Source organism: Marinococcus sp. LNHM3E3-2.2, assembly GCF_056034385.1.
In genome coordinates this window covers 13247-26326 of the sequence record NZ_JBQLIC010000016.1, presented here as the reverse complement: position 1 = coordinate 26326, position 13080 = coordinate 13247, and the positions used below count along the sequence as shown (strand labels likewise).

Here is a 13080-nt window from a genome sequence, read left to right as displayed (position 1 = left end):
TCATGTAACAGATAAAAAGGAGGAAGCTTCATGGCTGCAAGAGAACAATGGGGAACACGTGCGGGTTTTATTATGGCAGCAGTCGGATCTGCGATCGGGCTCGGAAACATCTGGCGCTTTCCGGCGACGGCATTTGAAAACGGCGGCGGCGCGTTTTTTGTCCCATATTTATTTGCGCTGCTGACAGCAGGTATTCCACTTTTGATCATGGAATTTACCATGGGTCATAAATACCGGAGCGCAGCACCAAGAACTTATTCAAAAATGAACAAAAATGTGGAGTGGATCGGCTGGTGGGCCGTGGCGGTAGCATTTGTTATTTCTACATATTATCCTGTTATCATCGCCTGGTCGCTCTCCTATACGATTTTTTCTTTCAATTTAAGCTGGGGGGCAGACACCGAAGCGTTTTTGTTTAACGACTATCTGCAGCTGGCAGATCCCGGGCAGTTCGGCGGTATGACGATCGGAGTACTTATTCCGTTAATCATCGTCTGGGCGATCGCGCTCGGCATATTATTTAAAGGGGTGCAGCGAGGTATTGAACTGGCGAACCGGATTTTTATTCCGACGCTGGTCGTTATCTTCCTTATCATTTGCATCCGCGCGGTTACTCTTCCGGGCGCAGCAGAGGGGCTTCAGGCTTTCTTTGAACCGGATTTCGGGGCGCTCACCCAGGGAGGCGTCTGGGTAGCTGCATACGGGCAGATTTTCTTTAGTTTATCAATCGCTTTTGCGATTATGATTACCTATTCCAGTTATCTGCCGAAAAAATCGGACATTACAAACAATGCCTTTATTACGGGCTTTAGTAACTCCAGCTTTGAGCTGCTGGCTGGGATTGGCGTCTTTTCAGCTCTCGGGTTTATGGCCCAACAGCTGGATGTGGGAGTAGAAGAAGTAGTAGCCGGCGGTGTTGGACTTGCCTTTGTTGTCTTTCCGCAGATCATCAGTGAATTTCCGGCGCTCAGCGGCCTGTTTGGTGTTCTTTTCTTCCTGTCGCTCGCCCTGGCCGGGTTGTCATCACTGATTTCTATCGCTGAAACGTACATTAAAGGACTGCAGGAAAAATTCGGCTGGACGCGCGGGAAAGCAGTCGGTATCGGCGGCGGTGCAGCGGCACTGTGTTCTCTGATATTTGCTACCCGTGGCGGTCTGAACTTCCTTGATGCGGCCGATTACTTTATCAACCAATTCGGTGTGGCCCTCCTCGGGCTGGTGGAAGTAGTATTGATTGCCTGGGTGCTCCGCAAGCTGCCGGAATTTCAACAGCACGCCAACGCCATTTCTGATATCCGTCTTGGCGGCTGGTGGAAGGTATGTCTTGGTGTGATCACGCCAATTGTGCTTGGTTATATGATGATTGATTTATTCCTGCAAAACATTTTAAAGCAGTTTGATACCGAAAATGGAAATTACGCCGGGTATACAGACGGATTTATTTTCGCCAGCGGTTGGGCTGTGGCCCTGGCTGCTTTAGCGGCAGGTGTTATTATGTCCCTCATACGCTGGAAAGGCTTATCCAAAGAGGAGGCTGAGTAAATTGACAGCCGGAGCAATTATAACAATGGTCGTAGGAATGGTTATTATATGGGGCGGTCTTGTAGCAAGTCTTTTAAACGCAAAAAAAGCCTCGAAACAAAAATAAAATGAAGCAGCCCGGGAGGAAGCATCCGGGCTGCTTTTTTTCCGCCTGCTGAGGGATTTGCAGGTGGTGAAGAAGGACGTCTATGAATTGTCTGAACCTGTGGAACGTGTTAAAGTATAAAGGAAAACAGTAAAAACTGGCCAGTCTAATCAAACATATACTACAGATAGAGTACAAACAGGCTTTTTATTATTCATAACTGGGAGTGAGAGCATCATGGCAAAAACGGAAGAATACGTTCGCAAGCCGGAATGGCTGAAAATAAAACTAAACACCAATGAGTCCTACAAAGGACTGAAAAAAATGATGCGTGAAAAAAATCTTCACACGGTATGTGAAGAAGCCAGATGCCCGAACATCCACGAATGCTGGGCAGTCAGAAAAACGGCTACATTCATGATTCTCGGTGATACCTGTACGCGCGGCTGCCGTTTCTGCGCCGTTAAAACCGGTCTTCCAAACGAACTGGACTGGGGCGAGCCTGAACGTGTTGCGGATTCCGTCGAACAAATGGGTTTGAAGCACGTCGTTATTACAGCGGTGGCAAGAGATGACCTTAAGGACGGAGGCTCGGAAGTATTTGCCGAAACCATCCGTGCGGTCCGCCGGAAAAACCCGGGCACGACAATCGAAGTGCTCCCATCAGACATGTCCGGTACTCCGGAAAACCTGGATATTTTAATGGAAGCAAGACCGAATATCCTGAACCACAATATTGAAACAGTGGAACGGTTAACGCCGAGGGTGCGCGCCCGTGCAAAATATCGTCGTTCCCTGGATTTCCTTCAGTATTCTAAAGAGCTTCATCCGGACATTCCAACCAAATCGAGCCTGATGGTCGGCCTCGGGGAAACAAAAGAGGAAATCATTCAGGCTATGGATGACCTGCGGGCACACGACGTGGATATTATGACAATCGGGCAGTATCTGCAGCCGACGAAGAAGCATTTAAAAGTACAAAGATATTATACGCCGGAGGAATTTGCAGAGCTGAAAGAAATTGCAATGACAAAAGGATTCAGCCACTGTGAATCCGGGCCGCTTGTCCGTTCTTCCTACCATGCTGACGAGCAGGTAAACGAAGCACAGGTACAGATGGAAGCAAGCAAGTATCAATAAATGAGAGACCGCACCCTGGAAAAACCAGTTCCTCTTTTCGGATGCTGGTTTTTCTTTTGGAAGGGCCAGGCTCAGCAAAGGAGGGGAGCTCATTGATTCAGGTTCAGGGACAGCGTTATGAATTGCTCGAAAATTTTCGGGATGGCTGGAGTGAGGAAGCGTTTAAAGAGCGTTACAGTGAAGTACTGAACAAGTATGATTATGTCGTCGGGGACTGGGGGCATGAGCAGCTCCGCATGCGCGGCTTCTTTGAAAACGACCGTAAAAAAGTCCCCCACGATTTTAAAATCGGTACCCTTGAAGATTACTTGCTGGAGTACTGTAATTTTGGCTGTGCCTATTTTGTATTAAAAAAGGTTCGCCAGGAGCAAAAGGAAGAAACACAGGAAGAAGCAGAAGAATCAGTAACGTAAAAACCCCCGCGACGGGGGTTTTTGTTTATTATTCTTCAGCGAGAAGGTGGGGTTTGTAGTCAAGGTGATGCTGGGCTTTAATGTAGCGGACAGTACGGGTTTTGGCCCGCATGACGATAGAATCTGTTTCGGCAAGATCCCCTCCAAGAAAACGAACCCCGTCCAGCAGTTCACCGCTCGAAACACCGGTGGCCGCAAAGATAGCATCGTCTCCCTTAACGAGGTCAGACAGCTGAAGCACCTTGCTCGTATCCGTAATTCCCATAACTCTGCAGCGCTTTTTTTCTTCGGCGTCTGAGGGTACAAGGCGGGCCTGCATGTCTCCGCCGAGTGCTTTAATAGCGGCAGCTGAGATGACGCCTTCCGGAGCTCCGCCGGTACCAAGGAATAAATCAATCCCGGTGCGCGGAAGCGCAGCTGCGATGGAAGCTCCTACATCCCCGTCACCAAAAAGTTTTACCCGGGCGCCTTTGGCCCGGACGCGGTCGATGAGCAGCTGATGACGATCGCGGTCCTGGATAATAACCGTGACGTCCCGGACCCGTTTGTTGCTTGTTTTAGCAATTGTATCGATGGTAGTCTCGATCGGATCGTCCAGGCGGACATGCCCTGCAGCCTTCGGTCCGACCGCGATTTTTTCCATATACATGTCCGGTGCATGAAGAAGTGTGCCCCGGTCCCCGATGGCAATGACAGCGACAGCATTGGCCCGGCCACTCGCAACGATATTTGTTCCTTCGAGCGGGTCAACAGCAATATCAACCTCAGGGCCTTCTCTGTCTCCCACTTCTTCTCCAATATAGAGCATAGGTGCTTCGTCGAGCTCCCCTTCACCGATGACGACCGTTCCGCGGCAGTGCACAGAGTCAAACATGGACCTCATCGAAGTCGTAGCAGCATCATCCGCTTCTATTTTTCTCCCACGTCCAAGCCACTGAGCAGAAGAAACAGCGGCAGCCTCTGTAACACGTACAATTTCAAGCGCCAGTTCTCTATCCATAAATAGATTTCATCCTTTCCTTTAAGAAGATGCATATGTAAAACTTGCAAAATGCTTAACTATCTTACCATATTTATGTGTCGTCTTCAGCGTTGGTTTTATCTGCAGAGGCGGTTAGATATGCTACCATAGAGAAGGAGAAAAGGAGGCAGAGTAATGTATTTTGTAGACCGAAAACAAATTGAGGACCGTCTGCAGTATATGGAGCAGCTTGGGCGTATATATAAGCAGATCCGGGAGGAAAGAACAGCAGGCACGCAGCTCGCGCTCGAAAGACTCGCGCACGGGTGGATCGAGGCGCTGATAGATGTCGGCAATCAGATGATTGATGGTTTTATTATGAGGGATCCGGGCAGCTATGAAGATATCCTCGATATCCTTGAGGACGAAAGGGTACTCGAATCTGAAGTGATTAGCCGGCTGAAACCGCTGGTAGCATTCCGGAAAAAACTTGTGCAGGAATTTACTGCTATTGAATCCGCCGAAATCAGGCAGGTGCTCGAGGAAGCGGAGCCTGCTGTAGAGAAGGTGAGCCCGTCGGTAAGGAATTATCTCGAGGAGGAGCTCGGACCGGTATCTGCCTTCCTGCCCGAGGAGAAGGATACAAAGGAATAAAGGAGGCGGACGGCCATGAAAAAGTATAAAGCATATTTAATTGATCTGGACGGGACGGTGTACCGGGGCAGCGAACCGATCCCGGAAGCTGTACGGTTTGTGAATCAGCTTCATGATAAAGGTATCCCGCATTTATATATGACCAACAACTCCACCTCAGCCCCCGAAACGGTTGCTGAACGATTGGCAGGCATGGGAGTGAAGTGCGTAGCAGACCAGGTGATGACAACATCACTTGCGACAGCCAGATACTTATATGAGCAGGCACCCTCTGCCAGGGTGTATGTAGTTGGAGAGCAGGGACTTCAGGAAGCGCTGGAGAATTACGGCTTTCATCTTACGGAAACCAACCCGGATGCCGTCGTAATGGGACTTGACCGCAGCATTACATACGATAAACTGAGCAGGGCAACGGTAGCGGTACGGAGCGGTGCTATGTTCATTTCGACAAATGAAGATGCCGCTGTTCCCACCGAGCAGGGCTTTCATCCTGGCAACGGGGCGCTCACTTCAGTCGTTACGACCGCTGCGCAGAAAGAACCGGTGTTTATCGGCAAGCCACAGCCTATTATGGTGGACATGGCGATGCAGGCGCTCGGACTGGCCAAAGAAGAAGTGGCGTTAATCGGGGACAATTATGATACCGATATTCTCGCCGGGATCCGGGCAGGAATAGATACAATTCATGTGAACACGGGAGTTACCAGCAGGGAGGCGGCAGCTGGCAAAGAAATTCCTCCTGCCTACCAGGTGGAAACACTGGCAGAGTGGGCTGATTATCTATAGCTTTTTTTGCTGTAATGGTTGCGAGTTGAAAATAATATCGTTATAATGTCCTTTATAGAAAGACATTTGTTTACCTAAAATAAACATTATATAAATAAAGAATGTAATAAAGGTTTTAGAGGGAGTTAGGAGTGTAGCAGGAATGGAAAAAATTGCCGTAGGTATGCTTGGATTTGGAACGGTTGGAGCCGGTGTGGCTCAGCTGCTTGAAGAGCATAAACAAGAGCTTCAGCACCAGGTGGGTGCTGATGTGTTTTTAAAAAAAGCCCTGGTACGTGATTTGGAAAAACCGAGGACTGGTCAGGTGAGTTTGCGGGAAGACCAGCTGACGCTGGAGGCAGATGACGTGCTCGGCGACCCTGAGATCCACACGGTTGTTGAAGTGATGGGGAGTGTGGACCAGGCAAGAAAGTATATTACCCAGGCATTGCAGCAGGGCAAAAGCGTTGTTACTGCGAATAAAGACTTGATGGCCCTCCACGGGGCAGAGCTGTTAAAAATCGCAGCAGACAATCACTGTGATTTGTTTTATGAAGCGAGCGTAGCCGGAGGAATTCCGGTACTGCGGGGCCTTACGGAAGGGCTTGCCTCCGACCGGATCACAAAAATGATGGGCATCGTGAACGGAACGACCAACTATGTGCTGACGAAAATGAGCCAGGACGACCGTCCTTACCAGGAAGTCCTGCTTGAAGCGCAGGAGCTCGGATTTGCAGAAAGCGATCCTACCGCAGATGTTGAAGGTCTTGATGCTGCCAGAAAAGTAGCTATTCTGGCGAACCTCGGCTTTTCCATGAACGTGGAGCTTTCAGACGTTACCGTTGAAGGCATTACGTCCATTACAACAGATGATCTCGCCTACTGCCGGCAGATGGGCTATACGTTAAAGCTGATCGGCCTGGCTGAACGGAAAAATGGGAAGGTGGAGCTTGCAGTGCAGCCAATGATGCTGCCAAATGACCACCCGCTTTCATCGGTGCAGAACGAATACAACGCTGTGTATATTTACGGTGAAGCGGTAGGAGAAACAATGTTTTACGGCCCGGGAGCCGGAGCGCTTCCAACTGCGACAGCAGTAGTTTCGGATCTTGTCACTTCTGTACGCAATATGCGTCTCGGCGTCAGCGGCCATCATGTCGGTGAACCGTTGAATGAAAAGCATATTAAGCCGGATAATGAAGTATTTTCGAAATACTTTCTCCGCCTGCACGTGAAAGACGCCACCGGCACCTTCGCAGCTCTCACCTCGATTTTCGCTGAAGAGGATGTAAGCTTTGAACGTCTCGTTCAATGGCCGGTAGAAGGTATGGTGAACACCGCAGAAATTGTCATTATTACGCATACAACATCACTCGATGTATACAAACGGCTTCAAACGGCGTTAAACAGTCTTGGTGTTGTAATAGATATTAAAAGCAGCTACCGTGTAGAGGGAGGAAGCTAAATGAGTGCTTGGCAGGGACTTTTAAAGCAGTATAAAGATTTTTTACCAGTAACGGAAAATACGCCGGCGCTTTCCCTGAATGAAGGTAATACCCCGTTAATACCACTTGAACGACTGTCGGAAGAGTGGGGCGTGAACATTCACGTGAAGACAGAAGGCACCAATCCGACGGGCTCGTTTAAAGACCGGGGAATGGTGATGGCGGTAGCGAAAGCGAAGGAAGAGGGAAGTAAAGCTATTATCTGTGCTTCTACAGGAAACACCTCTGCCGCGGCGGCTGCTTATGGTACGAGAGCAGGCCTCCGCACGATCGTTGTCATTCCGGAAGGGAAAATTGCGCTCGGGAAGCTGGCCCAGGCCGTTATGTACGGAGCCGAAGTGTTTGAAATCCAGGGCAACTTCGATAACGCGCTCGAAATCGTCCGGAGTATCAGTGAAAAAGAGCCAATCACTCTCGTGAACTCTGTGAACCCTTATCGTATTGAAGGCCAGAAAACTGCTGCGTATGAAGTTTGTGAAGCGCTCGGAAAAGCACCGGATGCCCTCTGTATCCCGGTAGGCAATGCCGGAAACATCACGGCTTACTGGAAAGGGTTTAAAGAGTACCATGAGCAGCACCAGACCGGCCTGCCAAACATGCTTGGCTTTGAAGCAGAAGGGGCAGCTGCCATTGTACGCGGCGAAGTCGTCAAAGATCCGGAAACGATCGCTACGGCTATACGTATTGGTAATCCGGCAAGCTGGGATAAAGCTATCCGGGTGACAGAAGAATCAGACGGCCGAATTGATATGGTAACAGACGATGAGATTGTTGAAGCTTATCAGCTGCTTGCCAGAACAGAAGGCGTTTTTGCAGAGCCGGCTTCCTGTGCTTCTCTGGCGGGACTTAAAAAACAGATCGATAGCGGAAAAATCAAAAAAGGTTCTTCGGTTGTCTGCGTCCTTACCGGAAACGGACTAAAAGACCCGAGTACAGCGATTGATAAAGTGACGGTGAAACCAACGGTTATTCCAAATAATGAAGAAGCATTTATGGAGCATATCAAGGGAGGAGTCGTTCGTGGCTGATAAAAGATTGTCGATCACTGTGCCGGCCAGTTCAGCGAATTTAGGACCAGGGTTTGATTCTGTAGGGTTAGCAGTCAACCGCTATCTTACGCTTTACATCGACCGGGCGGAGGAGTGGGAATTTTTCTCGAAATCGTCCGAGCTCAGCAGCCTGCCAAACAAAGAAAATAATCTTGTTTATCAGGCGGCAACAGCTTACGCCGCTGAATACGATGTGGAACTGTCCCCCTGCCGCGTGGAAATGGTAAGTGATATCCCGCTCGCAAGAGGACTCGGGAGCAGTGCTTCGGCAATTATTGCCGGTATCGAACTGGCAGACGAAATGGCCGGACTGCACCGGTCGAAGGAAGAAAAGATGCAGTTTGCAAGCGGTTGGGAAGGACATCCTGACAACGTTGGCCCATCGCTGTATGGCGGCCTGATCGTCGGTGCCTACGGAGAGGAAAAAACACACGTGATGCACTGCGGTGTACCGGATGTGGACCTTGTCCTTGCCATCCCGGACAGTGAACTTCTGACTAAAAAAGCGAGAGGAGCGCTTCCTTCTGAACTTCCTTACGCCACAGCTATTCACGGAAGCGCAGTAAGTAACGTGCTGGTGGCAGCTATTTTAAAAGAAGATTGGAAAATGGCCGGTGAAATGATGGTCCGGGACGTCTTTCACCATCCGTACCGCGCAGATATGGTGCCTGGTCTGGAGGAAATGCTCAGCGGCATTCGCCAGTACGGGGCCTACGGAGCAGCATTAAGCGGCGCTGGCCCGACTATTCTCTGCTTCGTTCCGAGTGGCAGAGGGGAAGAAGTGAAACAGGCGATCCAGGAAGACTATCCAGACTTTCGGGTCGAAACAGCCAAGCCGGCTCCCTTTGGTTCAAGCATACACTATGTTAATCAGCCGGCCGGGGTATCAAGCTCGGTTTGAAATGGAAATGAAAGCATATAAAAAAGCTCAGGGCGTTAAATGCCCTGAGCTTTTTGCGGTTACAGTCTATTAAAATACCTGCTCGAGTTCTTTAACTCCCGGCACTTCTTCTAAAAGAGCGCGTTCGATACCGGCTTTCAGTGTAATTGTAGAGGAAGGGCATGAGCCGCATGCTCCCATTAGGCGGACCATAACGATGCCGTCTTCAATATCTACAAGTTCTACGTCGCCTCCATCGCGAAGCAGGAAGGGACGGAGCTTTTCAAGAACCTCCTGAACCTGTGCATGCATATCTTCTGTCGTTTGTGGCATGTTGATCTCTCCTTTCAATACTTTTATTATAAACCGTAGGGCTGTTATGTTCAAATGTCATCACGTATATATGCATTCTACTATGAACAGATGCTGTTTGACAATCATTATCAACCGGGCAGGAGAAATAGTGAAGAAAACAAAGATATAGTATGATATAGAAAAAGGGGCTGGTGTGTGATCATGATAAAAGTTTATGGAGCGGAAAAAAAGTGTCCGAGCTGCGTGAATCTTCCCTCAAGCCGGGAAACGGCAGAGTGGCTCGAAGCTGCAGTGCAGCGAAAGTATCCGGAAAATCCACCCAATGTAGAACATATTGATATTGAAGATCCGGGCTCGGCTTCTGATGCTGTGGCGGAAAAAGTCCGGCAGGAAGAATATTTTTATCCGCTCGTAACAGTGAACGGAACAGTAGTGGCAGAAGGAAACCCACGACTCAAAGCTGTCTACAGGGAAATTGATAAGACGAAAGCGCCGGCCCCGGGAACGACAGAAGAATCAAAGGAATAAAAAGACCGGACGAAAGTTAACGCTTCGTCCGGCTTTTTCAACTGCTGTCACATCCATCGCTGTTTAGCTGTCACCGTTTCCGCGGCCGTTTTCCTTGCCATTACTGGTCTGTTCGGCAGAAGCCTCCTCGATAAGCCCTTTAATGTCGGTATTGTCCATATAGCCGGTGAAGTGCTCACTGCCGGCGCCGGCAGCAAAGACGGGAACCATTTCCCCGGTGTGTCCGCCGGTGTCACTCTCCGCGCGTATTTCGGTATCAAGCGAGCCTACACTGTAGTGATCAGCAATAATGGAACCAATTTCCCAGCCCACCTGATATTCAGGGTAGACCTCTCCCTCATCGTCTTCAATATTCGCACGGAAGGCTTCTAATTCTTCATTAGTTATATCAATATCTGCGTATTCCGAAAATACCTGCTGAATGCTTTCATCTGTGTATTCATCAGAGTCTTCCCGGGTTTCAAGCTGCTGGGCCATATACTCAGGGGAAACTTCAATATCTTTCAGACCTTCCACATCCATAGTTTCTGTTGCAGACATGCCAAGTGTTTCATGGTCGGAAAGCATAACAACGAGCGTATCATCCCGGTCTTCTGCCCAGGTAACGACCTGTTCGACCGTCTGATCAAATTCGATCATTTCCTGCCATACGCCGGTAGCGTCAGCCGCATGAGCCGCATGGTCGATGCGGGCGCCTTCAACCATCATAAAGAATCCGTCATCATCCTGTGAAAGCACGTCCAGCCCGGACTCAGTCATAGCCTGCAGGGAAGGCTCTTCGCTGTCGACATCGTCTTTATCGGTTTTATAGTTCATGTACGAATCATTAAACAGCCCAAGGAGCTTGTCCGGAGTCCCGGCTTCCTCCAGTTCTTCTTCGGTAGTCGCATACTCATAGCCGCTTTCCTGGAAATCATCCACGAGCCTGTCTTCGCTTTCTTCCTCGTCAGCTCCGAAAAATTCACCACCGCCTCCAAGCAGAACATCATATTCTTCTTCGTACTGCTGTTCGGCAATGTCTTCTTCGCTGCCGCGGTCAGCTACGCTTGCGGTAAACGCTGCCGGAGTGGCATCTGTGACCGTATTATTGGAAATAACGCCGACTTTTTTACCGTCGTCCTGATACTGATCCAGAATGCTGTCTACTTCATTGCCGTCTTCATCGACTCCGATGCCTCCGTTATTTGTTTTCGTACCGGTAGCGATGGCGGTGCCGGCCGCGGCTGAATCAGTTACGTTGTTATCGGCGGAGTAGGTGCTGGTCATACCAGTATGTTCAAGAGACTCCATGAACAGTTCGCCTTCCTTGCCGTATTCAAGCATGGAAGCAATCTCCATCTGACCCATGCCCATGCCATCTCCCACCATTACGATGACATTTTCCGGGACGTCGTCCTTAGCATTTTTACTGCTGTTTTCAGCTCCGTTGTCATTGGCGTTATCATTTGCTGAGCCATTTGCGTGAAGAAGGCTTCCTGAGCTGATAACCATTCCTGCGAGAACCCCGACAGTTAACTTTTTTGAAAAATACATGCTGACCCTCCCATGATAATTCATAACTTTTGATATTTTTTGAAATTTTAGTTAATAATAAATGGGTCCGAAGAAACCGTCAACAGCGTTATATCTATTTCAGCCAAATATACTTTTAATTTTCTAAATTTTTCATATTATATATGATAATTTAATTAGTAGAAATCAATGGCTGTCTGCTGACATAAAAAAGGATCTGCATCACGGGGCAGATCCTTTCTTGTGAAACATGAAATTATTTTTTTATTATACGCCGGAATGGTTTTTGTACATCCAGAGCACACCGCTTTTTAACAGACGGGCAACGCGGCCGGTAACTGCTGCTTTAGCAGTGCCGCCCATCACTCCGAAGCCGTGCTTTTTGCCTAACGATCCGAGAGTACCTTTAAGCTTGATCTCAGGCATCGTTTCCGGAAGCGGTTCGTTCTTCCATCGTTTTTTCATAATCGTGGCGATCTGTTCTGCCTGGCCCTCGGCAAGCTGGGCACTTGGAGCGTGAGGCAGGCTGGCACAGTCCCCGACGATAAAAATATTTTCATCGTTTGTCAGATGATGGTGGGGGGTTAAAATGATGCGCCCCTTCCGGTCTTTTTCCGTATTAAGCTCGCGAATGATTTTGTTGGGCTGGATGCCTGCAGTCCAAATAATCGCTTCGGACTGGATCCAGTCTTCATGGTTGTACAGGCCTTCCGCTGTCACGGTGGTGATATCGGAATTACTGATGACTTCGACATCATGCTTTTCAAACCAGTTCTGCACATAGTTGCTGAGCCGCTTCGGAAACATTGGAAGAATGGTTTCCCCGCGGTCGAACAGGCGTATGTGAAGATCTGAGCGGCTCTCCCGCAGTTCACTGGCCAGTTCTACGCCGCTTAGGCCCGCGCCTACAATGCTGACTGCTGCTTTTGGCGGAAGGTTACTGATAGCTTCGTATGTGCGGCGTGTTGCTTCCATGCTTTGAATGCTGTAGGAGTGCTCTTCTGCTCCGGGAACCCCGTGAAAGTTGTCGACCGAGCCAAGCCCGGCAACGAGCTTGTCGTATGGAAGCGAGGAAGAATCGGACATGATCACCATCTGATTTTCCATATCGATATGGTCGATCGTGCCAAAATGAATTTTTAAACGGGAATGATCCGGGAACGGAACGCGCACCTCGTGGTCAGATTCTGTTCCGGCAGCGAGTGCGTAGTATTCCGTTTTCATACAATGGTACGGAAGTTTGTCTACTAATGTAATGTCAACATCCTGGGGGAGGTCGCTGCCGAGCACGCGCTGAAGAAAGCGCATCCCGCCGTAGCCTCCACCTAATACGATAATTTTTTCCATTGTTTCTTGTCCCCCTTTGAGTAGCATGCTGTCTATGCCCGCGTGGACCAGCTGCATAAAATGATGAAGTAGTTCTTCACGATCGGTTTCAGCTCCGATGGATAGCTGATAGTAAAAATAGCTGTTAATGATATGTGCCCATCGATTCGAAGAAATGGAAGGGTCTATTTCCTGCTGGCGGACACCGCTCTCAAGGAGCTGTTCCCACGTGCGAAGCAAAGCACTGTCATGCTCGACCACATGCCGCCAGATGTGCCTGGTGAGGGAAGGATTCAGGTGAAAGTCCCCCAGGAAATACCCGGCATAGGCACGAATACGGGAAGGAAGTGTCATGCGCTGAATTTTATACGTCTGCATGTATTCCTGCACTCTGAGCAGCCGGTC

The 13080-nt window shown here is 49.3% G+C and carries 14 protein-coding genes; 10 read left to right on the top strand and 4 right to left on the bottom strand.

From position 1 onward, the window contains the following. The first annotated feature begins 30 nt into the window (after nucleotides 1–30). The 4 genes from ACTRXF_RS14565 to ACTRXF_RS14550 all read left to right on the top strand — a co-directional run bounded on the left by ACTRXF_RS14565 (nucleotide 31) and on the right by ACTRXF_RS14550 (nucleotide 3180). The gene (locus tag ACTRXF_RS14565; RefSeq protein ID WP_474263788.1) at nucleotides 31–1542 is read left to right on the top strand and encodes a sodium-dependent transporter; all 1512 of its coding nucleotides are present in this window, start codon (nucleotides 31–33) and stop codon (nucleotides 1540–1542) included. 1 nt (nucleotide 1543) lies between these two features. Next, nucleotides 1544–1648 (top strand): methionine/alanine import family NSS transporter small subunit, encoded by a 105-nt coding sequence (locus ACTRXF_RS14560; protein ID WP_022793941.1) that lies wholly within the window; start codon nucleotides 1544–1546, stop codon nucleotides 1646–1648. A 195-nt stretch (nucleotides 1649–1843) separates the two neighbouring features. After that, the gene (gene lipA, locus ACTRXF_RS14555) at nucleotides 1844–2767 is read left to right on the top strand and encodes a lipoyl synthase (protein WP_298785395.1); all 924 of its coding nucleotides are present in this window, start codon (nucleotides 1844–1846) and stop codon (nucleotides 2765–2767) included. 41 nt (nucleotides 2768–2808) lie between these two features. Next, the gene (locus ACTRXF_RS14550; protein WP_474263785.1) at nucleotides 2809–3180 is read left to right on the top strand and encodes a YutD family protein; all 372 of its coding nucleotides are present in this window, start codon (nucleotides 2809–2811) and stop codon (nucleotides 3178–3180) included. Nucleotides 3181–3208: 28 nt separating this feature from the next. Here the strand turns inward: ACTRXF_RS14550 and glpX are convergent, their stop codons facing one another. Further along, nucleotides 3209–4180: a class II fructose-bisphosphatase gene (gene glpX / locus ACTRXF_RS14545; RefSeq protein WP_474263783.1), complete on the bottom strand. Its 972-nt coding sequence runs from the start codon at nucleotides 4178–4180 to the stop codon at nucleotides 3209–3211. Between the two features lie 156 nt (nucleotides 4181–4336). Here glpX and ACTRXF_RS14540 point away from each other — a divergent pair, with 156 nt between their 5' ends. The 5 genes from ACTRXF_RS14540 (at nucleotide 4337) to thrB (ending at nucleotide 9015) form a co-directional block, all read left to right on the top strand. Then, the gene (locus tag ACTRXF_RS14540; RefSeq protein WP_474263780.1) at nucleotides 4337–4795 is read left to right on the top strand and encodes a DUF86 domain-containing protein; all 459 of its coding nucleotides are present in this window, start codon (nucleotides 4337–4339) and stop codon (nucleotides 4793–4795) included. Between the two features lie 15 nt (nucleotides 4796–4810). Beyond that, nucleotides 4811–5581, top strand: a complete 771-nt coding sequence (locus ACTRXF_RS14535; protein ID WP_474263778.1) for a TIGR01457 family HAD-type hydrolase — start codon at nucleotides 4811–4813, stop codon at nucleotides 5579–5581. Nucleotides 5582–5723: 142 nt separating this feature from the next. Continuing rightward, complete coding sequence (locus ACTRXF_RS14530) at nucleotides 5724–7025, top strand: homoserine dehydrogenase (protein WP_474263776.1); 1302 nt, start codon at nucleotides 5724–5726, stop codon at nucleotides 7023–7025. After that, nucleotides 7026–8093 (top strand): threonine synthase, encoded by a 1068-nt coding sequence (gene thrC, locus ACTRXF_RS14525; protein WP_474263774.1) that lies wholly within the window; start codon nucleotides 7026–7028, stop codon nucleotides 8091–8093. It abuts the gene before it with no gap. Next, entirely contained in the window at nucleotides 8086–9015 is a 930-nt protein-coding gene (gene thrB, locus ACTRXF_RS14520) for a homoserine kinase (protein WP_474263772.1), read from the top strand. Before thrC ends, thrB begins: the two co-directional genes overlap by 8 nt. Before the next feature lie 69 nt (nucleotides 9016–9084). Here thrB and ACTRXF_RS14515 read toward each other — a convergent pair whose 3' ends face one another. Continuing rightward, the gene (locus ACTRXF_RS14515; RefSeq protein ID WP_022793950.1) at nucleotides 9085–9327 is read right to left on the bottom strand and encodes a NifU family protein; all 243 of its coding nucleotides are present in this window, start codon (nucleotides 9325–9327) and stop codon (nucleotides 9085–9087) included. Nucleotides 9328–9510: 183 nt separating this feature from the next. Here ACTRXF_RS14515 and ACTRXF_RS14510 point away from each other — a divergent pair, with 183 nt between their 5' ends. Continuing rightward, complete coding sequence (locus ACTRXF_RS14510; protein ID WP_322526327.1) at nucleotides 9511–9837, top strand: DUF1462 family protein; 327 nt, start codon at nucleotides 9511–9513, stop codon at nucleotides 9835–9837. A gap of 63 nt (nucleotides 9838–9900) precedes the next feature. On the opposite strand, the gene ACTRXF_RS14505 is transcribed toward ACTRXF_RS14510, so the two are convergent. Then, the gene (locus ACTRXF_RS14505) at nucleotides 9901–11370 is read right to left on the bottom strand and encodes an alkaline phosphatase (protein WP_474279611.1); all 1470 of its coding nucleotides are present in this window, start codon (nucleotides 11368–11370) and stop codon (nucleotides 9901–9903) included. A gap of 246 nt (nucleotides 11371–11616) precedes the next feature. Further along, nucleotides 11617–12696, bottom strand: a complete 1080-nt coding sequence (locus ACTRXF_RS14500; protein ID WP_474263812.1) for an NAD(P)/FAD-dependent oxidoreductase — start codon at nucleotides 12694–12696, stop codon at nucleotides 11617–11619. Nucleotides 12697–13080 lie beyond the last annotated feature (384 nt).

What these genes read in the sequence shown, in the direction of transcription:
- ACTRXF_RS14565 (WP_474263788.1), top strand. Translation starts at nt 31, where the DNA reads ATGGCTGCAAGAGAACAATGGGGAACACGTGCGGGTTTTATTATGGCA.
- ACTRXF_RS14550 (WP_474263785.1), top strand. Translation starts at nt 2,809, where the DNA reads ATGCTGGTTTTTCTTTTGGAAGGGCCAGGCTCAGCAAAGGAGGGGAGC.
- glpX (WP_474263783.1), bottom strand. Translation starts at nt 4,180, where the DNA reads ATGGATAGAGAACTGGCGCTTGAAATTGTACGTGTTACAGAGGCTGCC.
- ACTRXF_RS14540 (WP_474263780.1), top strand. Translation starts at nt 4,337, where the DNA reads ATGTATTTTGTAGACCGAAAACAAATTGAGGACCGTCTGCAGTATATG.
- ACTRXF_RS14535 (WP_474263778.1), top strand. Translation starts at nt 4,811, where the DNA reads ATGAAAAAGTATAAAGCATATTTAATTGATCTGGACGGGACGGTGTAC.
- ACTRXF_RS14530 (WP_474263776.1), top strand. Translation starts at nt 5,724, where the DNA reads ATGGAAAAAATTGCCGTAGGTATGCTTGGATTTGGAACGGTTGGAGCC.
- thrC (WP_474263774.1), top strand. Translation starts at nt 7,026, where the DNA reads ATGAGTGCTTGGCAGGGACTTTTAAAGCAGTATAAAGATTTTTTACCA.
- ACTRXF_RS14515 (WP_022793950.1), bottom strand. Translation starts at nt 9,327, where the DNA reads ATGCCACAAACGACAGAAGATATGCATGCACAGGTTCAGGAGGTTCTT.
- ACTRXF_RS14510 (WP_322526327.1), top strand. Translation starts at nt 9,511, where the DNA reads ATGATAAAAGTTTATGGAGCGGAAAAAAAGTGTCCGAGCTGCGTGAAT.
- ACTRXF_RS14505 (WP_474279611.1), bottom strand. Translation starts at nt 11,370, where the DNA reads ATGTATTTTTCAAAAAAGTTAACTGTCGGGGTTCTCGCAGGAATGGTT.
- ACTRXF_RS14500 (WP_474263812.1), bottom strand. Translation starts at nt 12,696, where the DNA reads ATGGAAAAAATTATCGTATTAGGTGGAGGCTACGGCGGGATGCGCTTT.